This window comes from Nocardioides sp. Z40_12, assembly GCF_058215795.1.
The window spans coordinates 106,869-130,615 of record NZ_JBZAJA010000005.1 but is presented as its reverse complement, the minus strand read 5'-3'; the positions used below and the strand labels follow the sequence as shown (position 1 = coordinate 130,615).

At 71.9% G+C, this 23,747-nt stretch carries 22 protein-coding genes; 16 read left to right on the top strand and 6 right to left on the bottom strand.

What is annotated here, in order from left to right; translation table 11 throughout:
• The first annotated feature begins 74 nt into the window (after window positions 1-74).
• The 11 genes from AC4BG9_RS11260 (at window position 75) to AC4BG9_RS11210 (ending at window position 11,134) form a co-directional block, all read left to right on the top strand.
• Window positions 75-1,226, top strand: a complete 1,152-nt coding sequence (locus tag AC4BG9_RS11260; RefSeq protein WP_490571189.1) for an ABC transporter substrate-binding protein — start codon at window positions 75-77, stop codon at window positions 1,224-1,226.
• A gap of 72 nt (window positions 1,227-1,298) precedes the next feature.
• Entirely contained in the window at window positions 1,299-2,183 is an 885-nt protein-coding gene (locus AC4BG9_RS11255; RefSeq protein WP_490571188.1) for a branched-chain amino acid ABC transporter permease, read from the top strand.
• Window positions 2,180-3,067 (top strand): branched-chain amino acid ABC transporter permease, encoded by an 888-nt coding sequence (locus AC4BG9_RS11250; RefSeq protein WP_490571187.1) that lies wholly within the window; start codon window positions 2,180-2,182, stop codon window positions 3,065-3,067. The genes AC4BG9_RS11255 and AC4BG9_RS11250 overlap by 4 nt, the downstream gene beginning before the upstream one ends.
• A 5-nt stretch (window positions 3,068-3,072) precedes the next feature.
• On the top strand, window positions 3,073-3,831 hold the full coding sequence (locus AC4BG9_RS11245; protein WP_490571186.1) for an ABC transporter ATP-binding protein: 759 nt from the start codon (window positions 3,073-3,075) through the stop codon (window positions 3,829-3,831).
• Window positions 3,824-4,546, top strand: a complete 723-nt coding sequence (locus tag AC4BG9_RS11240; protein ID WP_490571185.1) for an ABC transporter ATP-binding protein — start codon at window positions 3,824-3,826, stop codon at window positions 4,544-4,546. Before AC4BG9_RS11245 ends, AC4BG9_RS11240 begins: the two co-directional genes overlap by 8 nt.
• Window positions 4,539-5,099 (top strand): pyridoxamine 5'-phosphate oxidase family protein, encoded by a 561-nt coding sequence (locus tag AC4BG9_RS11235; RefSeq protein ID WP_490571184.1) that lies wholly within the window; start codon window positions 4,539-4,541, stop codon window positions 5,097-5,099. The genes AC4BG9_RS11240 and AC4BG9_RS11235 overlap by 8 nt, the downstream gene beginning before the upstream one ends.
• 1 nt (window position 5,100) lies before the next feature.
• Entirely contained in the window at window positions 5,101-6,678 is a 1,578-nt protein-coding gene (locus AC4BG9_RS11230) for an AMP-binding protein (protein WP_490571183.1), read from the top strand.
• Complete coding sequence (locus AC4BG9_RS11225; protein ID WP_490571182.1) at window positions 6,675-7,460, top strand: enoyl-CoA hydratase/isomerase family protein; 786 nt, start codon at window positions 6,675-6,677, stop codon at window positions 7,458-7,460. Before AC4BG9_RS11230 ends, AC4BG9_RS11225 begins: the two co-directional genes overlap by 4 nt.
• Window positions 7,461-7,777: 317 nt before the next feature.
• Window positions 7,778-8,554, top strand: a complete 777-nt coding sequence (locus AC4BG9_RS11220) for an enoyl-CoA hydratase/isomerase family protein (protein WP_490571181.1) — start codon at window positions 7,778-7,780, stop codon at window positions 8,552-8,554.
• A gap of 15 nt (window positions 8,555-8,569) precedes the next feature.
• Window positions 8,570-10,225 (top strand): AMP-binding protein, encoded by a 1,656-nt coding sequence (locus AC4BG9_RS11215; RefSeq protein ID WP_490571180.1) that lies wholly within the window; start codon window positions 8,570-8,572, stop codon window positions 10,223-10,225.
• Window positions 10,226-10,249: 24 nt separating this feature from the next.
• Entirely contained in the window at window positions 10,250-11,134 is an 885-nt protein-coding gene (locus AC4BG9_RS11210; protein ID WP_490571179.1) for an HpcH/HpaI aldolase/citrate lyase family protein, read from the top strand.
• Window positions 11,135-11,146: 12 nt separating this feature from the next.
• Here AC4BG9_RS11210 and AC4BG9_RS11205 read toward each other — a convergent pair whose 3' ends face one another.
• Window positions 11,147-12,919: a GNAT family N-acetyltransferase gene (locus AC4BG9_RS11205; RefSeq protein WP_490571178.1), complete on the bottom strand. Its 1,773-nt coding sequence runs from the start codon at window positions 12,917-12,919 to the stop codon at window positions 11,147-11,149.
• 40 nt (window positions 12,920-12,959) lie between these two features.
• Here AC4BG9_RS11205 and AC4BG9_RS11200 point away from each other — a divergent pair, with 40 nt between their 5' ends.
• Complete coding sequence (locus tag AC4BG9_RS11200) at window positions 12,960-13,793, top strand: alpha/beta fold hydrolase (protein ID WP_490571177.1); 834 nt, start codon at window positions 12,960-12,962, stop codon at window positions 13,791-13,793.
• On the opposite strand, the gene AC4BG9_RS11195 is transcribed toward AC4BG9_RS11200, so the two are convergent.
• Entirely contained in the window at window positions 13,736-14,194 is a 459-nt protein-coding gene (locus tag AC4BG9_RS11195) for a GNAT family N-acetyltransferase (protein ID WP_490571176.1), read from the bottom strand. The genes AC4BG9_RS11200 and AC4BG9_RS11195 overlap by 58 nt on opposite strands.
• A gap of 348 nt (window positions 14,195-14,542) precedes the next feature.
• Here AC4BG9_RS11195 and AC4BG9_RS11190 point away from each other — a divergent pair, with 348 nt between their 5' ends.
• Both AC4BG9_RS11190 and AC4BG9_RS11185 read left to right on the top strand, forming a co-directional pair.
• A complete protein-coding gene (locus AC4BG9_RS11190) occupies window positions 14,543-16,027 on the top strand; it encodes a DUF4389 domain-containing protein (RefSeq protein WP_490571175.1) in 1,485 nt (494 codons plus the stop codon).
• Window positions 16,028-16,069: 42 nt separating this feature from the next.
• Window positions 16,070-16,501, top strand: a complete 432-nt coding sequence (locus AC4BG9_RS11185; protein ID WP_490571174.1) for a hypothetical protein — start codon at window positions 16,070-16,072, stop codon at window positions 16,499-16,501.
• 78 nt (window positions 16,502-16,579) lie between these two features.
• On the opposite strand, the gene AC4BG9_RS11180 is transcribed toward AC4BG9_RS11185, so the two are convergent.
• Window positions 16,580-19,003, bottom strand: a complete 2,424-nt coding sequence (locus tag AC4BG9_RS11180) for an immune inhibitor A domain-containing protein (protein ID WP_490571173.1) — start codon at window positions 19,001-19,003, stop codon at window positions 16,580-16,582.
• Between the two features lie 129 nt (window positions 19,004-19,132).
• Between AC4BG9_RS11180 and AC4BG9_RS11175 the strand changes: the two genes are divergently transcribed.
• A complete protein-coding gene (locus tag AC4BG9_RS11175; protein WP_490571172.1) occupies window positions 19,133-19,582 on the top strand; it encodes a fibronectin type III domain-containing protein in 450 nt (149 codons plus the stop codon).
• Between the two features lie 67 nt (window positions 19,583-19,649).
• Here AC4BG9_RS11175 and AC4BG9_RS11170 read toward each other — a convergent pair whose 3' ends face one another.
• Genes AC4BG9_RS11170 through AC4BG9_RS11160 form a run of 3 tightly spaced genes read right to left on the bottom strand, consistent with a single transcriptional unit; the run spans window position 19,650 to window position 22,439 of the window.
• A complete protein-coding gene (locus AC4BG9_RS11170; protein ID WP_490571171.1) occupies window positions 19,650-20,438 on the bottom strand; it encodes a crotonase/enoyl-CoA hydratase family protein in 789 nt (262 codons plus the stop codon).
• On the bottom strand, window positions 20,435-21,193 hold the full coding sequence (locus AC4BG9_RS11165) for an SDR family NAD(P)-dependent oxidoreductase (protein ID WP_490571170.1): 759 nt from the start codon (window positions 21,191-21,193) through the stop codon (window positions 20,435-20,437). Before AC4BG9_RS11165 ends, AC4BG9_RS11170 begins: the two co-directional genes overlap by 4 nt.
• 40 nt (window positions 21,194-21,233) lie before the next feature.
• Entirely contained in the window at window positions 21,234-22,439 is a 1,206-nt protein-coding gene (locus tag AC4BG9_RS11160; protein ID WP_490571169.1) for a thiolase family protein, read from the bottom strand.
• A gap of 135 nt (window positions 22,440-22,574) precedes the next feature.
• On the opposite strand from AC4BG9_RS11160, the gene AC4BG9_RS11155 reads away from it, so the two are divergent.
• Window positions 22,575-23,726 (top strand): acyl-CoA dehydrogenase family protein, encoded by a 1,152-nt coding sequence (locus AC4BG9_RS11155; RefSeq protein WP_490571168.1) that lies wholly within the window; start codon window positions 22,575-22,577, stop codon window positions 23,724-23,726.
• Window positions 23,727-23,747 lie beyond the last annotated feature (21 nt).

The window sequence follows — 23,747 nt, the reverse complement described above, 5'->3', positions numbered from 1 at the left end:
CAAGAGTCCTCCGCTTCCGCGGCGGGACCTGCAACCTAACGAACAGTGGAGGAACGATGGGTAGAGGAGCGCAGATGCGCAAGGCGCTGCTGGCAGGCCTGGCCATGGCGACGGTGTTCGGCACCGCCGCGTGCGGAGACGGTGGTGGTGGCGGCAGCGCCAGTGGCGACGGCGGCGTCGCCGACACGATCAAGATCGCCCAGGTGCAGGACCAGACCGGCACCGTGGCCTACGCCGGCCTGGGTGCCTCGGAGGGTGCCGAGCTCGCGATCGAGGAGATCGAGGAGCAGGGCTTCCTCGGCGACGGCGTGACCATCGAGCTGGAGAAGTACGACACCGCCGGTGAGATCGAGCGGGCGTCGAGCGAGATGAGCAAGGCCATGGGCGACCGCGACGTCTCCGCGATCATGGGCCCGGTCTCCACCCAGCAGGCCGCCACGGTCTCGCCCCTGGTGGGCCGCCAGAAGGTGCCGACCGTCTTCACCCAGGCGGGTGGCGAGGGCGTCGTGACCAACGACTACACCTTCCGCGTCACCCCGCCGATGGAGTCCTACTACGCCTCGGTGATGGACTTCCTGGAGGAGGAGGGCGTCAAGACCGTCTCGGTCCTCTACAACGCCACCTTCCCGACGTTCGCCCTGCTCGGCGAGGACGACGTCCCGGCGATGGCCGAGGAGCGGAGCATGGAGATCGTGCAGTCGCTGCCGGTCCAGATGACCACGCAGGACTTCTCCGGCCAGGCCCAGCAGGTCGCCAAGGAGGGCGCGGACGCGCTCGTCATGCTGCTCATCGCCCCCCAGTCGGTGACCGCGCTCGGCCAGCTCAACGACGCCGGCTACGACGGACAGATCGTGGCCACCTCGGTCCAGGCCGCCGGCAACATCGAGGCCGCCGGCGACAACGCCAACGGCCTGGTCTACCCGGTGCCGTTCTCGGTCGCCATGGAGGACAAGGCGTCCGACGCCTTCGCCAAGGCCTTCCAGGCCAAGTTCGACAAGGAGGCCACGCCGTACGCCGCTGACGGCTACGACGCCATCTGGTGGATCGCGCGGGCCATCAAGGCCTCGGGCGACTCCTCCCGCGAGGGGATCCGCGAGGGTCTCGCCGAGATCGCCGCCGACGGCTACAGCGGCGCGATGGGCGAGGTGACCTTCGACGGGAACGACGCCCGGATCGACGGCACCCTCGTGCGCTGGCAGGACGGCAAGGAGACGCTCGTCAAGTGAGGGTGACCGGGGTGTGGTCCGCGAGGACCGCACCCCGGTGACTCCGTCCCGTCAACACCGAGAGGAACCCCCGTGCAAGATCTGCTGAACGCAGCGACGCTGGGCTCGATCTACCTGTTGTTCGCGCTGGGCATGGCCTTGGTCTGGGGGACCATCGGCATCCTCAACTTCGCCCACGGCGCCACCTTCATGTTCTCGGCCTTCGTCGGCCACCTGGTCAGCCGGGAGACCGAGCTGCCCTTCCTGGGCGTGATCGCGATCGCCGTGCTGACCGGCGCGATCATCTCCTCGCTGACCATGCTGCTCGCCTTCCAACCGATCCTGAAGCGCTCCAAGAACCAGCACGCCGCCGAGATGCGGATCCTGATCGGCGGCATCGGCGTCGCCGCCATCCCGCTGGCGCTCGCCCAGCGCGAGACGCGCTCGAGCCCCTTCGGCTTCACGAGCAGCTACAAGGCCGAGGTCTTCGAGGTCTTCGGCCTCCGGCTGACCACCACGTCGGCCATCATCATCGTCGCCGGCCTCGCCATGGGGATCGGCCTCACCCTCTGGCTGCGCAGGTCCCGCCAGGGCCTGGCGCTGCGCGCGATCGGCGTCGACGCCGAGACCGCCGCCGGCATGGGGGTCAACCGCACCGTCCTGGCCTTCGGCACCATGGCCGTCGCCGGGGCGATGGCCGGCCTGGCCGGGGCGCTGCTCACCTTCCAGCTCGGCGCCATCGCGCCGGAGACCGGTGACCAGCTGATCATCAAGGCCTTCGCGGTCATCGTGCTCGGCGGCCTGGGGTCGATGGCGGGCACCGTCATCGGCGCCTACGTGCTGGCCGGCGCGGAGACCTTCGTGCTCTACATGAACTGGGGGACCTGGGTCGACGCGGTCTCCTTCGGCCTCATCTTCCTGATCCTGCTCGCTCGCCCCCAGGGGCTCCTCGGCCGCAAGGAGGTGCGACGCACATGAGCGACTGGTACTACATGAACGTCGTCCTGATCCAGACGACGCTGACCACGCTGCTGCTGGCGCTGAGCATCCAGGTGCCGCTGCGCTTCGGGGTCTTCTCCTTCGCCGGGGTCGGCGCCTTCGGCGTCGGCGGCTACGGCGCCGCGATGACGATGGTCCACCTGGAGTGGTCGACCTGGCCGTCGGTGGCCGTCGGCGCGCTGGCCGCCGCCCTGGTGGTCTTCGTCCTGGGCCTGGTGGTGCGACGCCTCACCGGCCTCTACATGGGCATGGCGACCATCGCCTTCACCCTCATCGTCTCGGTCGTCGCGGTCAACGGCGGCGACCTGACCGGTGGGGCCGGCGGCCTCTACGGGGCGCTGGGCGAGATCAGCATGATCCAGATCGTGCTGGTGGCCCTCGCGGTCGTCGCGGTCCTGGTCTGGACCGAGGCCCGCGGCCTCGGCCGGCGGATCGACACGGTCCGTGAGGACCCCGAGCTCGCCCAGGCGCTGGGCATCGACGTCAACCGCTACCGGCTGATGTCCTTCGCCCTCTCGGGCCTGATCGGCGGCCTGGCCGGTGCGATCACCACCCTGCTGCGCTCGACCATCACCCCGGCCGAGGTCAACTTCCACCTGGTGATCGTGGCGCTGACCGCGATCGTGGTGGGCGGCGCCCGGTCGTGGGTCGGCGCGCTGATCGGGGCCGTCATCTTCGTGTGGCTGCCCACCTGGCTCTCGTTCGTCCAGGAGTGGGAGAAGGTCGCCTACGGCTTCATCGTCGCCGCCGCCGCGATCTACCTGCCCAACGGCGTGCTCGGCGTGATCAAGAACGCCTGGCACCGCTTCCGCACCCGAGAGGAGCGCGCCCGCGTGGCCGCCCTCCTGCAAGAGAAGAGCTGAGGCAGATGACTGACACCGCAGTGCGCGCCAGGACGGCGCTGCTGGAGGTCCAGGACGTCGCGGTGCACTTCGGCGGCGTCAAGGCCGTCGACGGCATCACGCTCGAGATGCGGCCGGGCCAGATCTACGGGGTGCTCGGCCCCAACGGGTCGGGCAAGTCGACCCTGCTCGGCGCGATGACCCGGCTGACGCCGCTGACCCGCGGGCGCTTCGTGCTCGACGGGGAGGACTACACCCGCCGGCCGGCCCGCAAGGTCCACCACATGGGGATCGCCCGCACCTTCCAGACCGTGCGGCTGCTCGACGACCGCTCGGTGCGCGACAACATCCTGCTCGGCCAGGACACCCTGTCGAAGGAGACCCGCAAGGAGGCCTCGACCCGGGTCGAGGAGGTGATGGAGCGGATCGGTCTGCGCGAGGTGGCGCGGATGCGTCCCGACGAGCTCTCCTACGGCATGCAGCGCCGGGTGGAGTTCGCCCGCGCCATCATCGGCCGACCCCGGCTGCTGCTGCTCGACGAGCCGACGGCCGGCATGAACACCGCCGAGCGCGAGGAGATCGGCGCGCTGATGAAGCAGCTGCTCGAGGAGGGGATCACCCAGTTCATCGTCGAGCACGACGTGCAGATGATGGTCGACACCTGCGACTACCTCTTCGCGATGAACTTCGGCAAGCTCATCGCCCAGGGCACGCCCGCGGAGGTGGTGCGCCACCCCGACGTCCAGGAGGCCTACTTGGGGAAGGGGGCGGCCGACGATGCTTGAGGTCACCGATCTGCACGTCAACTACGGCCCGGTCCGGGCGGTGCACGGCGTCTCGTTCTCCGCCGAGGCCGGCAGCATCACGCTGGTGCTGGGTGCCAACGGCGCCGGCAAGACGACCAGCCTCCGGGCGGTCGCCGGCTTCCACAAGCCCGCGTCGGGCAAGGTCGTGCTCGAGGGCAGGGACATCACGGGCACGCCCGCCCACAAGGTGGTCAAGCACGGGATGGTCCTGGTCCCCGAGGGGCGCAAGATCTTCTTCCCCCTCACCGTCGAGGAGAACCTGCGGATCGGCGGCTACGCCGCGCCCCGCGGCGGCCTGGACGCCGGCCTGGAGGAGGTCTACGAGAAGTTCCCGATCCTCGGCGACCGGCGCCACTCCCAGGCCGGCCTGCTGTCGGGCGGCGAGCAGCAGATGCTGGCCTTCGGCCGGGCGCTGATGTCGAAGCCCAAGCTGATGCTGCTGGACGAGCCCTCGATGGGGCTGGCCCCGACGATGGTCGAGAAGGTGCTCAGCAGCGTCCGGACGATGGCCGACGCGGGCATCGGCATCCTGATGGTCGAGCAGAACGCCGACGCGGGCCTGCGGATCGCCGACGACGTCGTCGTGGTCACCCGCGGCGAGACCGTCTGGAGCGGCCCGGCCTCCGAGGCGCGCGGCAACAAGGCGATCGTGCACGCGATGCTGGGCGAGGCAGCCCTCGTCGACGATGCCTGAGCAGCCGGCGCAGGGGGCAGTTCCCCAGGGGCGCCCGGGCGACCAGGACATCGAGGACCTCGCCCAGGCGCGCCTCGGCGTGGCCGAGCAGCGCCAGCTCTGGGAGGCCCAGACCGAGTGCGTGCTCTCGTTCCTCCAGGACGGGTTCCCCACCGCGGTGGTGATGAGCTTCCAGGTCGACGAGGACGGGCACTTCTGGTTCGCCACCGTCGAGGGGCGGCGCCAGGTCCGCGGGGTCGACTCCGACCCGCGGGTCGCCGTCGTGGTCTCCAACACCGGGACCGACCTGCCGGGCCGCCGGATGGTGGCGCTGCGCGGGGAGGCCCGGGTGCACCGGGACCGCGACGTGGTCCTCGACCGGGTGCGCAGGCTGGCCCCCCGGCTCGCCCCCGAGGACCCCGACGCCTTCGTGCGGCTGCTCGACAGCCCCAAGCGTGTGGTGATCGAGGTGGTGCCCACCCGGGTCACCGCCTCCCACGACTCCACCCGGCTGGCCGGCGACGGTCGCGGCCGGAAGACCGAGGAGGAGCAGCCCGTTGCCGAAGACGCCTGACGTGACCGACCTGAGCATCGGGGGATGGCTGGCCGCGCTGGCCGCGGACCCCGGCCGCCGCGACGCCGAGATCGTCGTCGAGGACGAGGCGGCCACCGCCGCCGAGCTCGACCGGGCCGCGAGCTCGGTCGCGGCCGGCCTGCTGGCCCTCGGCCTCGGCCCCGGCGACCGGGTCGCCGTCCTGACCAGCGCCCGGATCGCCGCCCTCCAGTCCTGGTTCGGCATCGCCCGGGCCGGGCTGGTCGAGGTCCCGCTCAACCCGGCGTCGGGCACGGTGCTGCTCCAGCACTGCCTGACCAGGTCGCGGGCCCGGGTGGTGATCTGCGCACCCGAGCTGCTCGAGCTCCTGGAGGGGGCGGTCGAGGGCTCGTCGGTGGAGCACCTGGTGCTGCTCGACCCCGAGGAGCCGGCCGAGGCGACCGAGACCCCGGCAGGGCTGTCGGGGCTGAACGCCAGCACCTTCGCCGAGCTGCTCGCCCACCCGGCGGGGGAGGCCCCGGCCGTCGACCCCGGCTCGGTCGCGGTGATCCTCTACACCTCCGGGACGACCGGGCCGCCCAAGGGCGTCCGGCTCTCGCACCGGGCCAACGTCAACCTGGCCCGCCACACCGTCGAGCTGATGGGCTACACCCCGGCCGACCGGCTCTACAGCGTCTTCCCGCTCTACCACTCCAACGCCCGCTACTGCTCGGTGATGGCGGCGCTCGAGTCCGGCGCCCGGCTGCTGATGCACCGCCGCTTCACCGCCTCGGGCTTCTGGGAGATCTGCCGCCGCGAGTCCATCACCGCCTTCAACTACCAGGGCGCGATGATGAGCATCCTGCACAAGCAGCCGGCGCGGCCCGACGACCGGGACAACCCGGTCCGGGTGGCCTTCGGCGCCCCGTGCCCGGCCGAGATCTTCGAGGCGTTCGAGGAGCGGTTCGACCTGCGCCTCACCGAGATCTACGGCAGCACCGAGCTCTCGCTCATCTGCGAGATGCCGCCCGAGCGGCGACGGGTCGGCACCGCGGGCCAGGAGTCGCCGCTCTACCGGGTCGCCGTCGTCGACGAGCACGACGAGGCGCTGCCCCCGGGCACCCCCGGCGAGATCGTGGCCCGGCCCAAGAACCCGGGCTGGATGTTCGACGGCTACGAGGAGGACGCGGCCGCCACCGTGCACGCGTGGCGCAACCTCTGGTTCCACACCGGTGACCGCGGCGTCCTCGACGAGGACGGCTACCTCACCTTCCTCGACCGGATGAAGGACACGGTGCGCCGCCGCGGCGAGAACATCTCCACCTGGGAGGTGGAGCGGGTGATCGCCGAGCACCCCGGCGTCGCCCAGGTCGCCGCCTTCGGGGTCGACTCCGAGCTCTCCGAGGAGGAGGTGATGGTCGCCGTGGTCCCGGCTCCCGGAGCCCGCCTCGACCCCAAGGAGCTGCTGGCCCACTGCGAGGGCCGGCTGACCGCCTTCGCCGTCCCGCGCTTCGTGCGCCAGGTCGACGCACTCCCGTTGACCCCGAGCCAGCGGGTGGAGAAGTACAAGCTGCGCCAGGACGGCGTCACGCCCGACACCTACGACCGGGAGACCTCATGACCACCGTGCTGCCCGAGCACCTGCAGGGCTACGAGCGGTTCCGGCTGGAGTCGCTCGACCCGGGCGTGCTGCTGGTGACGATGTGCCGGCCCGAGAAGCTCAACGCCATGGACCAGCAGTGGTTCGCCGAGCTGACCAGCCTGATGCGCCGGGTCGGCAAGGACGGCGACCCGCACCGCGCGGTGGTGCTGACGGGGGAGGGGCGCGCCTTCTCCGCCGGCGGCGACATCGACATGTTCCACGGCCTCGACGGGGACGTGCACCTGGTCCGGCCCCACCTGCTGCGGGTCTACGAGGCGTTCCACGCGGTGGAGAAGTGCGCCGTGCCCGTCGTCGGGGCGGTCAACGGGATCGCCTTCGGCGGGGGCAGCGAGCTCACCCTGGCCTGCGACGTCGCGTACGCCGCCGAGTCGGCGCGCTTCTCGTTCAAGGAGGCCTCGGTGGGGCTGATGCCCGGTTACGGCATCGTCCGCGGCCCCGACGTGATCGGGCGGCACTGGACGCGCTACCTGGCGCTGAGCGGCCGCACCGTGGACGCCGCGAAGGCGCTCGAGATGGGGCTGGTGCAGGAGGTGCACGCCGACGACCGCCTGGTCGACGCGGCGGTCGAGCTGGCCACCGAGATGGCCGGCAACTCCCCGCTAGCCGTGCAGGTCGGCAAGGCGTTCCTCAACCGGGGCACCGAGGTCGGCTACCCGGAGTCCGTCGAGGCGATCGCGCTGCTCTTCGGCACCCCCGAGCACCGCGACGCGGTCGCCGCCTTCCGCGCCCGCCGTACCTGACCGCGCCCCGCCCCGCCGCCCCCGCCCCCTCCCCGCCCCGCCCCCTCCCCGCCCCCGCCTCGCCCCCTCCCCGCGGGACGTCATCAGCTCTGGTTGCCCGGACGACCCACTCCGATGACGTCCCAGGGTCGTGAGGCCCCACCCCGCGGGACGTCATCACCTCCGGTCGCCGGGACAACCTGTGCCGATGACGTCCCGGGGTCCTCGCGGTCGGGGGCCGACTGGGAGAGGGTGGGGGAGGGCCGTTGCCAAGCGGAAGCGTCTGTGAGTAATGTTGATCATGAACACCATCAATAGGTCGTAGGAGAGGAGTGTCCGTGGGCAGCATCGAGGTGGCCGAACGCCGCGACGTCGTGTGGATCACCATCAACGCACCCGAGCGGCGCAACGCCTACGACCTGGACATGGCCCGCGCCATGATCACCGCGGTCGAGGACGCCGCTGAGGCCCGCGCGGTGGTCATCACCGGGGCGGCCGGCAGCTTCTGCGCCGGCGGCGCGCTGACCCAGCTCGGCGAGCCCGACCCGGCCCAGCTGCGGCGTCTCTTCACCACCTCGCTGCGGCTGCTCGACGCGATCCGCGCCTGCCCGCGCCCGGTGATCGCCGCGGTCGACGGCGCCGCCGCCGGGGGCGGCAACGAGATGGTCGTGGCCTGTGACTTCGCGATCGCCACCGAGCGCTCGACGTTCGGCCAGACCGGTCCCAAGGTCGGCTCCGCGCCGGTGCTCGGGGCGACCAACCTGATGGCGGTGCAGATCGGCGAGCGCCGGGCCAAGGAGATGGCGATGATGTGCCGCCGCTACTCCGCCGCCCAGGCCCACGAGTGGGGCCTGGTCAACGAGGTCGTCCCCGACGACGGCCTCGACGCCGCCGTGGAGCGGTGGCTCGACGAGATCGACGCGCTCAGCCCGCGCTACCTGGAGATCGCCAAGACCAGCTCCAACCAGTGGTGGAACCAGTCGAAGGACAACATGGCCGCCAACCTCGGCGCGCTGATCCAGGCGATCGGCAGCGAGGACATGCTCGAAGGCGCCAGGGCCTTCCTGGCCAAGCGCAAACCCGACTTCCGTGGCGCCCGCGCCGAGAAGTCCTGACGAGGGGTTCGAACCGTGACGTTCCGCTACTACCGCGATCTGAAGCCCACCTTCGAGGACCGCTCCCAGTGGGCGCTGCCGACCGTGCTGCGCCACCACGCCGCCGAGCGGCCCGACTCGGTCTGGCTCGACGTGCCGGAGGAGAGCGCCACCTGGACCTTCGGCGAGATGCTGGCCTCCGCCGAGCGGGTGGGCCGCAACTTCCTCACCCAGGGCGCCGGCCAGGGCGACCGCGTGGTGCTGGTCGCGCAGAACTCCTCGCGCTTCGTGCGCACCTGGATCGCCACCGCCGTGGCGGGCCTGGTCGAGGTGCCGATCAACACCGCTTACGAGCACGACTTCCTGGCCCACCAGGTGCGCACCGTGGAGGCGAGGCTGGCGGTCATCGACGACGTCTTCGCCGAGCGGTTCGTCGCGGTCAAGGAGGCCGCCTCGACGATCACCAAGTTCTGGGTGATCGACAACGGCCAGCAGGACAAGGCGATCCAGCTGCTGCGCGAGAACGGCTGGGAGGCCGCCCCGTGGGACGAGCTCGAGGACGAGCTGCCCGCCGGTACGAGCGTCGAGCTGCCCGAGGTGCTCCCGCAGGACCTCGCCTCGGTGCTCTTCACCTCCGGGACCACCGGCCCGTCGAAGGGCGTGGCGATGCCGCACGCCCAGATGTACTTCTTCGCCGACGAGTGCGTCTCGCTGGTCCGGCTCACCTCGGCCGACGCCTGGATGACGCTCACCCCGCTCTTCCACGGCAACGCCCAGTTCATGGCCGCCTACCCGACGTTGGTCGCCGGCGCCCGCTGCGTGATCCGCAGCAAGTTCTCCGCGAGCCGGTGGATCGACCACATCCGGGAGAGCCGGGTGACGGTCACCAACTTCATCGGCGTGATGATGGACTTCATCTGGAAGCAGGACCGCCGCGAGGACGACGCCGACAACCCGCTGCGGGTCGTCTTCGCCGCCCCGACCGCCGCGACCCTGGTGCAGCCGATGAAGGAGCGTTACGGCATCGAGGCGTTCGTGGAGGTCTTCGGCCTCACCGAGACCTCGGCGCCGATCATCTCGCCGTACGGCGAGGACCGCCCGGCGGGCGCGGCCGGCCTGGCGGCCGACGAGTGGTTCGACGTCGCGCTGGTCGACCCGGTGACCGACGAGCCGGTCGCGGTCGGTGAGATCGGCGAGCTGGTCATCCGGCCCAAGGTGCCGTTCATCTGCTCGATGGGCTACTTCAACGCCCCCGAGAAGACCGTCGAGGCTTGGCGCAACCTCTGGTACCACACCGGCGACGCGCTGCGGCAGGACGAGGAGGGCTGGTTCTACTTCGTCGACCGCTTCAAGGACGCGCTGCGCCGCCGCGGGGAGAACATCTCCTCCTACGAGATCGAGACCTCCGTGCTGAGCCACCCGGCCGTCGTGGAGTGCGCGGTCATCGCGGTGCCGGCCTCCACCGAGGCGGGCGAGGACGAGGTGATGGCCTACGTCATCACCAAGGAGGAGGTGACGCCTGCGGAGCTGTGGGAGCACTGCGACGGGCGCATCCCGTCGTTCGCGGTGCCGCGCTACCTGCGCTTCGTCGAGGAGCTGCCCAAGACCCCCTCGCAGCGGGTGCAGAAGGCCAAGCTCCGTGAGCTCGGGGTCACCGAGGACACCTTCGACCGGACCCCCGAGACCCGCTGAGCCACCCCCCTCCCAGGAGCTGACGTGCATCCCTACCGCTCGATCCTCTTCGTCCCCGCGCACAAGCCGGAGTGGGCCCGCAAGGCGCTGGCCTCCGGGGCCGACTGCCTGGTCATCGACCTGGAGGACTCGGTCCCGGCCGGCCTCAAGGAGTCGGCCCGTGACACCGCGCGCAAGACGCTCGCCGAGCTGCGCGCCGAGTCGCCCGACGTGGGACTCTTCGTGCGGCCCAACGCGCTGGACACCAAGATGTCGGGCGCGGACCTCGAGGCCGTCGTCTGCCCCGAGCTGACGGGTCTGTTCACCCCCAAGATCCGCAACGCCACCGACGTGGTCCGGTGGGAGACGCTGATCGACTGGTTCGAGGCGCGCAACGGCGCCGAGGGCCTGGAGATGATCGTGCCGGTGGAGATGGTCGACGCGATCACCAACGCCACCGAGATCGCCGGGGCGTCCCCGCGGGTGGGCGCGATGATCGGGCCCACCTCCGAGCACGCCGACATCGCCCGCGCGGTGGGCTACCGCCAGTCGCGCGAGGGCAGCGAGACGCTCTACCTGCGCAGCCGCATCCTGCTGGCCTGCCGCCAGTTCGGCCTGCACCCGCTCACCGGTCTCTGGGAGGACCTCGCCGACCTCGAGGGTCTGCGCGAGTTCGCCGACTACGGCCTCCAGCTCGGCTTCCGCGGCCAGGTCCTGATCCACCCCTCCCACGTGCCGGTGGTGCACGAGGTCTACACCCCCTCCGACGAGGAGGTCGCCTACCACGAGGAGCTGGTGGCGACCGTGGAGAAGGCCGTCGCCGAGGGCCACGGCGCGGTCCGGTTCAAGGGCACCCACGTCGACCTCGCCCACGCCGACAAGGCGCGGGACTGGCTCGCGCACGCCCGGAAGGTGCGGCGCGAGGGCTGAGGCCGGCTCCAGCTAGAGCGGCCGCTTCAGGCCGCGGTGGCTGGCGACGTACCCGAGCCGGGCGTAGAACGCGTGGGCGTCCTGGCGTCGGGCGTCCGAGGTGAGCTGGGCCAGCGTCGCGCCGCGCGCGCGGCCGTGCTCGTGCGCCCACTCCAGCATCGCGGTGCCGAGGCCGCCGCCGCGGAGCGCCGGGTCGACCCGGACCCCCTCGACCTGCAGCCGGGTGGCCCCGGACCGGGAGAGCCCGGGGATCACCGAGAGCTGCATGGTGGCGATGACCGAGCCGCTCTCGTCGCGCACCGCCACCAGCAGCTGGCCGGGGTCGCGCGCGATGCGGTCGTAGGCGGCCTCGTAGCGAGGAAGGTCGAGGCTCTCGCGGCTCGCCCCGATCTCGTCGCCGGCGAGGAGGGCGACCAGGGCCGGCACGTCCTCACGCGTCGCACGCGCGAGGCGGTAGGCGCGCCCACCCACCGCGAGCAGCCCGCCGGAGGCCTCCTGGGAGTCCCGTCGCAGCTCGGCGACGAGGAGGTCGAGCCACCGGCCGACGTTGCGGCGCGCCTCGTCGGTGTCGGGGTAGCGGCAGCGCAGGTGAAGTCCGGACTCGTCGAGGACGAACCAGAGCATCACCCCGTCGGTGAGGATCGAGGCGCCCACGTACTGCGCCTCCAGGCCGGTGGCGTCGACCCGCACCGGCAGCCGCCGCAGGTCCAGCCAGGAGATGGCGAACATCCCGGGCGCCTCGGGCATCCCGCCCCACGGCGCGAGCACGTCCTCCAGCGGCCACGACCCCAGCCGGACCGCGTCCTTGACCGCCGTCGCGGCGGAGCGCGGGTCGGGGTCGTCGTTGCACAGCACCGAGTTGGTGATGAACCACCCCACGGAGTCGTGCCAGGTGGGCTCGTAGCGGCTGTGCACCGGGAAGACCGCCCGTAGCGGCTCGTCGGCCAGCACCCGGGTCACCCGGGTCATCGCCGCCACCACCACCGCCAGGGTGGAGACCCCCAGCTCGGCCGCGAGGTGCCCCAGGGAGGCGCTCGCGTCGACGTCGAGCACGTCGCGCACCTCGACCCGCTCCCGGTGCATCCCGTCGTCCGGGCCCAGCGGCATCGGGAAGCGGGGCATCACCCCGCCCGACTCCTCCAGGGTGGTGCGCCAGCGCTCCCGCACCTCCTCGGGGGCGGGCTCCATGGCCTGCAGCGCGGCGGTGTGCTCGGCGAAGTGGGGAGGGGTGGGCAGGTCGGCGAACGGCTCCTGGCCGAGCCGTACGGCGTCCAGGGCGCCGAGGAGGTCGCGGGCGATCACCAGCATCGACCACATGTCCACGTGCGCGTGGTCGGCGGCGACCACCAGGGTCGTCCCGTCGGCGGTCTCCAGCAGGCACAGCAGGTGCGAGGGGGCCGAGCAGGGACGGCAGGCGGCGTCCAGGAGCTCGCGCAGCGCGTCGTTGACCGCCTGGCCCGCGGCGATCGGGTGGTCGACCCACCGGCCCTCGCCCACCGTCACCGCCTCGAGCTCCGGCCCATCGGGGCCGGGTGAGAAGACCGAGCGCAGCGTGCCGTGCCGCAGCAGGACCGCACGCCACGCGGCCTCGACCTCCGGGGCGGGCCTGGGGGAGGGAAGCCGGAACGAGAGCGCCATCCACGACCCGGCCCGGTCGCCGGCCCCGACGTGCCGTCGCTGGTCGAAGGAGACCGGCAGGGACCGGCCGGAGGGCTCCACCGCGAGCTGGTAGGCGCGCAACCGACCGAAGGGCAACCGCAGATGGGCGATGTTGGTCAGTCGCATGAGCCGTACCCTAGATCTCCCGCCACGACAGGAGCCCGGCTTGCCCAGACTCAAGGTGCCCCACGCCGAGCTGGACTGGGAGCTGAGCGACGAGGGCGGAGCTCCCGTGGTCCAGCTGCACGGCCTGACCTCCAGCCGCTACCGGGACCGGCTGCTCGACCTGGACCTCGGCCTCGGGCTCAGCGGCACCCGGCTGCTGCGCTACGACGCGCGGGGCCACGGCAGGTCCACCGGCCGCAAGGTGCCCGAGGACTACCGGTGGGAGGCGCTCGCCGAGGACCTGCTGCGGCTGCTGGACCACGTCTTCCCGGGGGAGCCGGTGCACGGGGTCGGGCCCTCGATGGGCTGCGGGACCCTGCTGCACGCGATCACCCGGGCCCCCGAGCGGTTCTCCGCGCTCACCCTGGTGGTGCCGCCCACCGCGTGGGAGACCCGCACGGGCAAGGCGGCGCAGTACGTGGAGGCCGCCGACCTGGTGGACCGGGCGGGCTTCGAGGCCTTCGTGGCGGTGGGCGCCGCCGTGCAGCCGCCGCCGGCGACCGTCGGGGCGCCGCGCACCGTGCCGGACGTGCCGAAGGAGATGCTCTCCACCTTGTTCCGGGGTGCGGCGCTCACCGACCTGCCGCCCCGCGACGCCGTGGCCCGGATCGCCGTGCCCACCACGGTGCTGGCCTGGACCGACGACCCGGCGCACCCGGAGAGCACCGCGCAGGCGCTGGTCTCGCTGGTCCCGGGGAGCAGCCTGGTGCTGGCACGCACTCCCGACGACGTCGCCCGCTGGCCGGGGCTGCTGCACGACCAGGTGCAGGCGCTGCACTACGACAGGTCGAGCCGCATCAGGTCGTGGGCGGGGCGGAAGCCGAGCGCCTCGTAGAGGGGGATCGAGACCTCCGAGGGTGCGAGGACGACCCGCGCCATCGCGTTGCTCCGCGCGAACCCGAGGAGGGCCTCCATCAGTGCCCGCCCGACGCCCTGTCGGCGCTCCTGCGGTACGACGTAGACGTTGGCGCCGTAGAGCCACCGGGTGCGCGGTCGCCCGGCCGCGGGCATCCGCGTGAAGACCTGTGCGTTGGCCATGCCGATCGGGCGACCGTCGTCGTAGGCCACCCAGGCGCGTCGGTGGTGGCGCTCGGCGGCCCACCAGGCGCGGAACTCCTCGTCGAAGTCTTCGTCCGCGTCGTCCTCGGCCGGCGGGAACCAGCGCCTCCTCAGGGTCAGGAGGTCGTCGCAGTCCTCGCCCACAGGGCGGATCTCCCAGCTGTCGCGGTTCGCCACGGACCGATCATCCACGAGCCGGCCGCCAGGGACTCCCAAGATCCTGGACTAGACCCCCAAGATCCGGGAGGGTCCGCCCGCGAGGTCGCCCTGCGGACCCTCGACTACGAGCTCCGGACGCACGCCGATCCGGCCTGGCGCCCGGCCGACGTCCGGGAGAAGGTGGTGCCCCCGCTCCACGTGCAGCGCGAGGACCTCCGGTCATGGACGAACCCGGGCGGCCGAAGGGCCCGGGCCTCTCGGCCCTAGCCCATTGCGGCGAGCGGCGGACTAATAGAGGGCAGGTGCGTTGCCCCAGACCACAGCCCGTCCCCATGACGGGCTGGGTCCTCGTGTGAGGAGGGGTCGATGGACACCCCGAACGGCCCAGCCCCCTACCCCGTCCGCGTCGAGGCCGAGCTGGATCCCAGCCTCAGCCGTGGCCTCTGGCTCGTCAAGTGGCTCCTCGCGGTGCCCCACTACGTGGTGCTGACCTTCCTGTGGACCGCCTTCGGGGTCACCAGCCTCATCGCCTTCTTCAGCATCCTGTTCACCGGCCGCTACCCGCACGTCCTGTTCGACTTCAACGTCGGGGTCATGCGGTGGAGCTGGCGGGTCGCGTTCTACGCCTACGGCGCCCTGGGAACCGACCGCTACCCGCCGTTCACGCTCGCGGACGTCCCGGGCTACCCGGCCCACCTCGAGGTGGACTACCCGGCGCGCCTCTCCCGTGGCCTGGTGCTGGTCAAGTGGTGGCTGCTGGCCATCCCGCACTACCTGGTGGTGGCCCTCTTCGTCGGCGGGGTGGGGTACGGCGTCCGCGGCTTCCCCGACGACCCGGCGCTCAGCCTCGGCCTGGTCGGCGTCCTGGTGCTGATCGCGGGCGTGGCCCTCCTCTTCACCGGCCGCTATCCGCGAGGGGTCTTCGACCTCCTGCTGGGCATCAACCGATGGATGCTGAGGGTGGCCGCCTACGTCTCCCTGATGACCGACCGCTACCCGCCGTTCAGCCTCGAGCAGGGCGGGCACGAGGCCCCCCGGCCGGTCTCCGCACCGACCGTCGCGGACCCGGCGGTCGCCCCCACCACACCGATGGGCTCGGAGCCCACACCGACCGGCCCGGAGCCCACACCGACCGGCTCGGAGCCCACCCAGACCGGGTGGACCGCCGGGCGGGTCGTCTCCCTGGTCATCGGATCGATGCTGGTCGCGTTCTCGCTCTTCCTCGCTCTGCTCGGGCTCGTGCTGGCCGCGGCCGACGTGGGGGCGAAGGACCCCGACGGGTACGTGATGAGCTCAGAGGAGTCGTTCACCACCACCGCGTTCGCCATCACCTCCGACGACCTCGACATCCCGACCGACATCCCCGAGCCGCTCCTGCGGGAGAGCCTGGTCGGCGACGTGCGGTTCACCGCGGACAGCCGCGCCGGCGACGAGGTGTTCCTCGGTGTCGCGCCCACCCGCGACGTGGACCGCTACCTCGACGGCGTCCGGTACGACGTCGTCAAGGACCTGGGCGACGACGGGAGGCCCGTCTTCCGTCCGGTCGAGGGAGGAGCGCCCGCGACCGCCCCCACCGACGAGGGGTTCTGGACCGACAGCGACTCGGGGGTGGACGGCGTCCAGGTCACCTGGTCGCCCGAAGGGGGCGACTGGACCGTCGTGCTGATGCGGGCCGACGGCACCGCCGGGGTGGCTGCCGACGTCGCCGTCGGGGCGGAGTTCCCCGTGCTGGCGACGGTGGTCGCGGTCCTGCTGGTCACGGCCGCGGTCGTGCTGTTGATCGGTGCGCTGCTGGTGGCTATCCCGATCCGCGGCGCGTCACGGAGCCGCCGGGTGATGACCCGGTCGTGAACGCGGGTGGAGCCGCCGCGGCCAGCCGCGCGTCCCACCTCTATGACGCCGCGACTCCGACCCTGCGCCCTGCTGCTGGCCGCCGTGCTGGCGTTGACCTCGTGCGGCGACCCCACGGCGTCCCAGGACGCCCGTGAGGCCGAGCCCGCCGAGGCGGCCTCCACCCCGACCGGCGAGGCGCCGACCGGAGAGGCGCCGGCCGGAGAGGCGCCGGCCGGCACTCCCACGCCCACCCGGGCCACGACCCCACCCACCGACGGCCTGCAGAAGATCCGGGTGACCGGGGAGGTCACCGGCACCGGTGACTGCGTGGTGGTGCGCGACGAGCACGCGGTCACCTGGACCCTGACGGGTGCGGCGACCGACGGGCTCGCGGTGGGGGACCGGGTCCGGGTCACCGGCGCCCCCGACCTGGGGGCCACCGGGTGCGGCGGACCGCTGGTGCGGGCGACGACCGTCACCGTTCTCGACTGAGGCCGGGCGCGACGAGGGCCGGGGGCGTGCCGCCCCCGGCCCTCACCGTGCTGCTGCTGTGCTCCTACAAGGGTCCGGTCACTGCACCCGGATCCGCATGGAGGTGCCGTTCTGCTCGAGCACCTGGATCTTCACACCCACGCCGGCGACCTTCACGCCGGTGCGCGGCTGACCTGCCTCCGCGAACGGCCGGAAGTACCGGTCCGGGTCGGAGTCGTCGAAGACCGGGTTCGCTGCCGCACCGCGCACGTAGCTGCGGCGTCCACCTGCGTAGAGGTAGAACGAGTCCGACCGCTCCAGCCCGAACGGGGCGTCGTAGGTCTGGATCCGACCACGCCACGCCTGGCCCTGCAGGTTGTAGAGCACCTGCGGGTTGGCGTCCACCGGAAGCACCAGGCCCTGGCCGGGGTGCTGGCTGGTGTTGTTGTTGGTGAAGGACGCGTCCCAGTAGTTGACGAGCAGCCCGTTCTGGTAGGGGAACTTCTCCACGAAGTTCGGCCGGTCCGGGAAGCTGAAGTTGTACGGACCGGTCTGGAGGTACTTGTCGTAGGAGACGTAGGCCCGGTTGCTCGCCAGGTAGAACTGGTCGGTCGTGGTGGTGCGGGTGGCGCCCACCGACGTGAAGCCGTCGAGGGTCCATCCGTTGGGCGAGGTCTCGGCACCGTCGGCGAAGACCACCTGGCCACCGGCGGTGACCGAGATGTCGTCGACGAAGATCCCCGACCAGCCCAGCGCCGGGTCCTGACCCTGAGCCCCACCGTCGGTGAGGTAGCGGGCCCGGAAGCCGATGGTCTGACCGGCGTACGGCGTGAGGTCGAAGGTCACCGGCACGTAGCCGGCGCTGACCCCGTCGATCCCGATCTCGTCGGCGTCCGGGCCGGCGTCCGGGTCGATCGTGGTCGGCAGCTGGGTCCAGGTGCCGCTGCCCGCGGGCACCTCGGCCTCGAACCACGCGTAGTCGTAGTCCTCCTCGATGTTGAACTGCGTCTTGAGGCTCAGCGTCGCGCCACCGGCGGGCACCGCCACGTCGGCCCGCGACATGGACGCCTCGTAGTCGTCGCCCTCGCCGCTCCACCACTGCCGGGTCCCCTGGGGCGGGGTCGGCAGCGTGGTGACGGTCTGCTTGTCGGGCAGCACCACCGCGACGCCCTGGGCCCTGTCGGAGTTGTACTCGTGGGGGCCGAGGTCGATGGTGCGGTCCTGCCCGGCCACGACGGTCTCGTAGTCGAGCCAGCCGAGCTGCAGCTTGTCCCAGACGCCGAGGTCGGCGGCACGGGTGCCGATGCCCTGGTCGCCCGGGGCGGAGACGCGGCTCTGGGCCATCAGCGTCCACCAGCTGACCGGGTTGTCGCCCGTGGCCGCAGTGTCGTAGTGGTCGGGGAGACCGAGGTCGTGGCCGTACTCGTGGGCGACCACCGAGAGACCGCCGTTCTCCGGTTGGATGGTGTAGTCGGCCACCCAGATCCCGGTGTTGCCGATCTGCGTGCCGCCGTCGAGGTTGCCCGCGGGGCCGGCGATGCCGTCGACGTTCTGGAACGCCTTCCACCGGTGGCTCCAGATGGCGTCCTCGCCGTAGATCGGGTCGCTGTCGGCCTGGTCGCCACCCGCGTGGATGATCTGGAAGCGGTCGATGTAGCCGTCGGGCTCGTCGAAGTTGCCGTCGCCGTCGTAGTCGTAGCGGTCCCGGATGTCGTACTGGGCCACCTGCCGGCGGATCTGGGCGTCGGTCCTGCCGGCCGCCTTCTGGTCCGCCACCCACTGGGTGAGGCCGTCGGAGACCAGGTTCCAGGTGTTGGAGCAGACGTTGCTGCCGCACGGGTAGCCGTCGCTGCGGCCGTACCGGGCCTGGTTGTAGCGGACCGTGGTGAAGTCGGTGACCATGCCCTCGACGCTGTAGCGGCCCGAGGACTGCCGCTCGTAGTAGGTCTTGAGCGACTCCACGCCCTCGCCCTCGCCGAAGTAGAGGTCCTTGTAGTAGCGCTTGTTGTAGTTCTTGCGCCACTGGGTCCGGTTGTCGTCGGGGCCGGGCTTGGGGATCTCGTTGAAGAGCGGGCCGTCGAAGCGGGCCGGGCCGGCCGTGGTGGGGGAGGTGTCGCGGTCGGGGTACTGCGGGTGCCGCTCGTTGCCGAACTCGACCAGGAAGACGAAGACCTTGTCGGTCCGCTCGTTGGAGAGCTCGACGAACTGGTCCTGGGTCTCGGCCGCGGCCTGGCTGCGGGCCTGGGTCGCGGGCGCCGGCTCCTGACCGACCTTGAGCACCGAGCTGCCGTTGATCGTCCGGGGTGTCGCCTCCCCGCTGAGCACGTCGGCCCACGCCTCCTGGCGCAGGACCTCCTGCTTCTCAGCGTCGGGGTTGGGCAGGACGTGGGAGGGGGTGGCGGCCTGGGGTTCGCCCGCGCCGCCGGGGGTTGCGGCCGGTGGGGCCGCAGCCGTCGTGGGGATGGCCAGCAGGCCGGCTCCCGCCATCAGGGCCAGGCTGAGCCCGGCAGTCGTGGTTCGCACGAGGTGGTTCCTTTCCGAGACCAGAGGGACGAACCCCGAGCGAGCCGACTCCCCTGTGACTTGTGACACTAGGGCCGCAGCCACGTCCTGCACAGGGGCTACCTTGGGAAATCGGCGAGGGGGATCGACGTGCGCACTCGGAGCTGCCAGGCGGGCCGGCCGCCCGCACCACCTCGGGTGGGCCTGCTCGCGGCCGCGCTCCTGTCCCTGGCCGTCGGCCCGACCGCCCCGGTCGTCGCGGTTGCCCCGCTCGCCCCGCTCGCCCCGGTCGCCCCGCGGGCCGAGGTCGCCGCCGAGGCGCCGGTCGGAGCGCCCGCCCGCCCGCGTGCGGTGGAGGTGGTCGCGAAGCGGGGCCGCCTGCTGGTGACCTGGAAGCCGGGCCGGGGCGGTCGTCCGCCGGCGGAGAAGCACATGGTCGTGGCGAGGTCCCAGGACCGGGCCAGTGCGGTCGCCGTGATGACCACCCGCAACCGTGCGGTGGTCCACGTGTCGCCCGGTCGCTACCGGGTCAGGGTCATCGCCCGCAACGAGGCCGGTTGGTCCGAGACCGCCTGGGGCGGCTGGGTCACCCTGCGCTGACTCCTCGGAGACGAGGAAGGCCGCGCACCCCGGAGGGTGCGCGGCCTTGCTGTGCGACGTGGCTCCGTCAGCGACCGGTCCAGACCGGGTCCCGCTTCTCGACGAAGGCGAGCGCGCCCTCCTTGGCGTCCGCGGACTCGCGGATCGGCTGCACGAACTCGTGCTGGCGGTCGAACATCTCCTCCAGCTCCCAGTCCTGGGAGCGGACGAGCACCTGCTTGGAGGCGGCCAGTGCGAGGGGAGCGTTGGCCGCGATCTCGTCGGCGAGCTCGAGGGCGACGTCGAGGGCGGAGCCGGGCTCGGCGAGCCGGTTGACCAGGTGCACCTCGGCCGCGGCCGTCGCCGGCCACATCGCGCCGGTCAGCACCAGCTCCATCGCCAGGTGGTAGGGGATGCGCCGCTGGAGGCGGAGCAGGCCGCCGGCCGCGGCGGTGAGGCCGCGCTTGACCTCCGGCAGGCCGAACTTCGCCGACTCGGAGGCGACGACCAGGTCGCAGGCGAGCACGATCTCGAAGCCGCCCGCCAGGGCGTAGCCCTCGACGGCCGCGATCAGCGGCTTGGTCGGCGGCTTCTGCACCAGGCCCGCGAAGCCGCGGCCCTCGATCACCGGGCGCTCCCCGCGGGCGAACCCCTTGAGGTCCATGCCGGCGCAGAAGGTCTGGTTGGCGCCGGTGATCACGCCGACGCTGAGGTCGGGGCGGCTGTCGAGCAGGTCGAGCGCGTCGGCGATCTCCTGCGACATCTGCAGGGACATCGCGTTGCGCGCCTGGGGCCGGTCCATGGTCATGACCAGCACCCGGCCGCGCTCGGTGACCTTCAGCTCCGGACCGGTCGGCTCCTCGGGCGCGGCGCTCATCGCGGCGACATCCGGATCGCGCCGTCGAGACGGATCGTCTCGCCGTTGAGGTAGGGGTTCTCCACGATCTGCTGGGCCATCATCGCGAACTCGTCCGGCTGGCCGAGGCGCGCCGGGTTGGACACCTGCGCGCCGAGGCCGTCGCGGATCTCGGGGGAGAACCGGGCCAGGATCGGGGTGTCGAAGACGCCCGGGGCGATGGTGTTGACCCGGATGTTCTTCGTCGCCAGGTCGCGGGCGGCCACCAGGGTCATGCCGACCACGCCGGCCTTGGCCGAGGCGTAGGGGATCTGGCCGATCTGGCCCTCCCAGGCGGCCACCGAGGCGGTGAGCACGCAGACGCCGCGCTCGCCCTCGACGACCTCGTTCTTCGCCATCCGGGCCGCGGCGAGCCGCAGCACGTTGAAGGTGCCGACCAGGTTGATGTTGATCAGCTGCTGGTAGAGCTCGAGGTCGCCCGGGGTGCCGTCGCGGTTGACCAGGCGGACCGTGCCGCCCTTGCCGGCGCAGTGCACGAGCGCCCGCAGCGGGCCGTGCTGCTCGGCGGCGTCCAGGGCGGCGTCGACCGACGCCGCGTCGGTCACGTCGCCCTGGGCGAAGGTGCCCCCGATCTCGGCGGCGAACTCCTTGCCCAGCTCCTCGTTGAGGTCGAGGACCACGACGTGGGCCCCTGCCTTCGCGAGACGGCGGGCGGTCGCCGCACCGAGCCCGGAGGCCCCGCCGGTGACCAGGGCTGATGCTCCGTTGACGTCCACTCGGACTCCTTGCGTGTGTGTGTGGGAGGGGAGGAGCGGGTCAGAGCCGCTCGATGATGGTGGCGTTGGCCATCCCGCCGGCCTCGCACATGAGCTGGAGGCCGTAGCGCTGGCCCTCGTCCTCGAGGGCGTGCAGCATGGTGGTCATCAGCCGGGCCCCGGAGGCGCCCAGCGGGTGGCCCAGCGCGATCGCGCCGCCCCGGGGGTTGAGCTTGGCCGGGTCGCCCTTGAGCTCCTTGAGCCAGGCCAGCGGCACCGAGGCGAAGGCCTCGTTGACCTCCACGTGGTCGATCTCGTCCAGCGTCAGGCCCGAGCGGCCCAGCACCTTGTCGGTGGCGGGGATCGGGCCGGTGAGCATCAGCAGGGGGTCGCTGCCGACCACCGACATGGTGTGCACCCGGGCCCGGGCGCGGAGCCCGAGCTCGTCGGCCTTGGCCCGCGACATCAGCAGCATCACGGCCGCGCCGTCAGTGATCTGGGAGGAGTTGCCCGCGGTCGTCGACCACGTCACCTGCGGGAACCGCTCGGAGAGCTCCGGGGTCTCGAAGACGGCCTTGAGGCCGCCGAGCTTCTCCGGGGTGGTGCCGCGGCGGATCGTCTCGTCCTCGCTCACCACGCCGTGGGGGGTGGTGATCGGCACGATCTCGCGCGCGAAGGCACCTGCGTCCTGCGCCGCGGCGGCCCGCTGGTGGGAGAGGGCGGCGTACTCGTCGAGCTCGTCGCGGGTGAGGTCCCACTCGGCGGTGACCAGCTCGGAGGCGACACCCTGGGAGACCAGGCCGGGGGCGTAGGCGGCGAGGATCCCGTCGCCGTACGGGTCCTCTCCCATCCGGGCGGAGCCCATGACCACCCGGCTCATCGACTCCACGCCACCGGCGACCACGATGTCGGCCTCGCCCGACAGGATGCCCTGCGCGGCGAAGTGGACCGACTGCTGGCTCGAGCCGCACTTGCGGTCGATGGTCACGGCCGGCACGTGTGCCGGGAAGCCGGCGGCCAGCCAGGCCATCCGGCCCGGGGTCGCCGACTGCTCGCCGACCTGCGAGACGCAGCCGATGATGACGTCGTCCACGGTGCCGGGCTCGACCTGCGGGGAGCGGGCCAGCAGCGCCTGGATCGTCTGGGCGAGCAGGTCGACGGGGTGCACGTCGGCGAGGGCACCCCCGGCCTTGCCGCGGCCGACCGGGGAGCGGACGGCGTCGACGATCACCACGTCACGAGGGCTGTTCTCTTGCGTCTGGACCATACCTATTGCTTATCATGATTGTCATGCGTATGTCCACGAGCGGTCCGCCGCCCGGGCAGGGACGGATGGCGCCATTGCTTGACACGAAATCCTCGATGAATCTAGGATAATGATTACAACCAAGGAGGTGAGTCCGTGACGGATCAGTACGCGGAGATCAGGCAGCTGGCCGCGCAGGTGGCTCGTGAGGTCTACGAGCCCATGGCCGAAGCGCTCGACGTCAACCGCACGCCCATCCCCAAGGAGGAGCGGCGCCGTCTCGGCGACCTCGGATTCCTGGGCATCGCCCACCCGGAGAAGTACGGCGGCTCCGGCGCCCCGCTCGAGGAGGCGCTCGTGGTCATCGAGGAGCTGGGCAAGGTCTGCCGCCCGGCCGCCTTCCAGGTGTTCGAGGCCAACACCGGTCCGGCGCAGGTGATCACCCACCTCGGCACCGAGGAGCAGCGCGAGCGCTGGCTCCCCGACATCATCAGCGGCGAGCGCACGATGGCCGTCGGCATCTCCGAGCCCGACGCCGGCTCCGCCGCCACCGACATGCGCACCACCGCCAAGGAGGTCGACGGCCACCTGGTGATCAACGGCTCCAAGCGCTGGATCTCCAACGGCGGCGAGGCCGACCAGTACCTCCTCTACTGCCGTCTCTCCGACGCGCCCGGCGCCAAGGGCATCGGCGCCGTCGTGGTCGACAAGGGCACCCCCGGCTTCAGCTTCGGTGCCAGCGAGCGCCTGATGGGCTTCCGCGGGATCCCCTCGGCCGACCTCTACTTCGACAACGTCGAGGTGCCGCTGGAGAACGTCGTCGTCCCGGCCGGCTCGTTCGGCAAGCTCTTCGGCATCTTCTCGATCGAGCGCATGGGCAACACCACCATGAGCCTGGCGATCGGGCAGGCCGCCCTCGACAAGACGCTGAAGTACGTCGAGGAGCGCGAGCAGTTCGGCAAGGAGCTCGTGGAGTTCCAGAGCATCCAGGTGATGCTGGCCGACATGATCCTGCAGGTCGAGGCCGCCCGGCTGCTGCGCGACCGCGCCGCCGCCTCCGCCACCGAGACCGGCATCCCGGACCCGCTCGCGGTCTCGCTGGCCAAGTGCACCGCCAACGAGATGGCCAAGCGGGTCACCGACCTGGCGATGCAGATCCACGGCGGCAACGGCTACACCGAGGAGTACGGTCTCGAGCGCCTCCACCGCGACTCGCACGGCTGGGCGATCGCGGGCGGCACCCCGACGATGCAGCGGATCCGCATCGTCTCCGAGGTGCTCGGCCGCAAGTTCGACCAGCGTCGCTGACCGGGCCCGCCCGCCCGCACC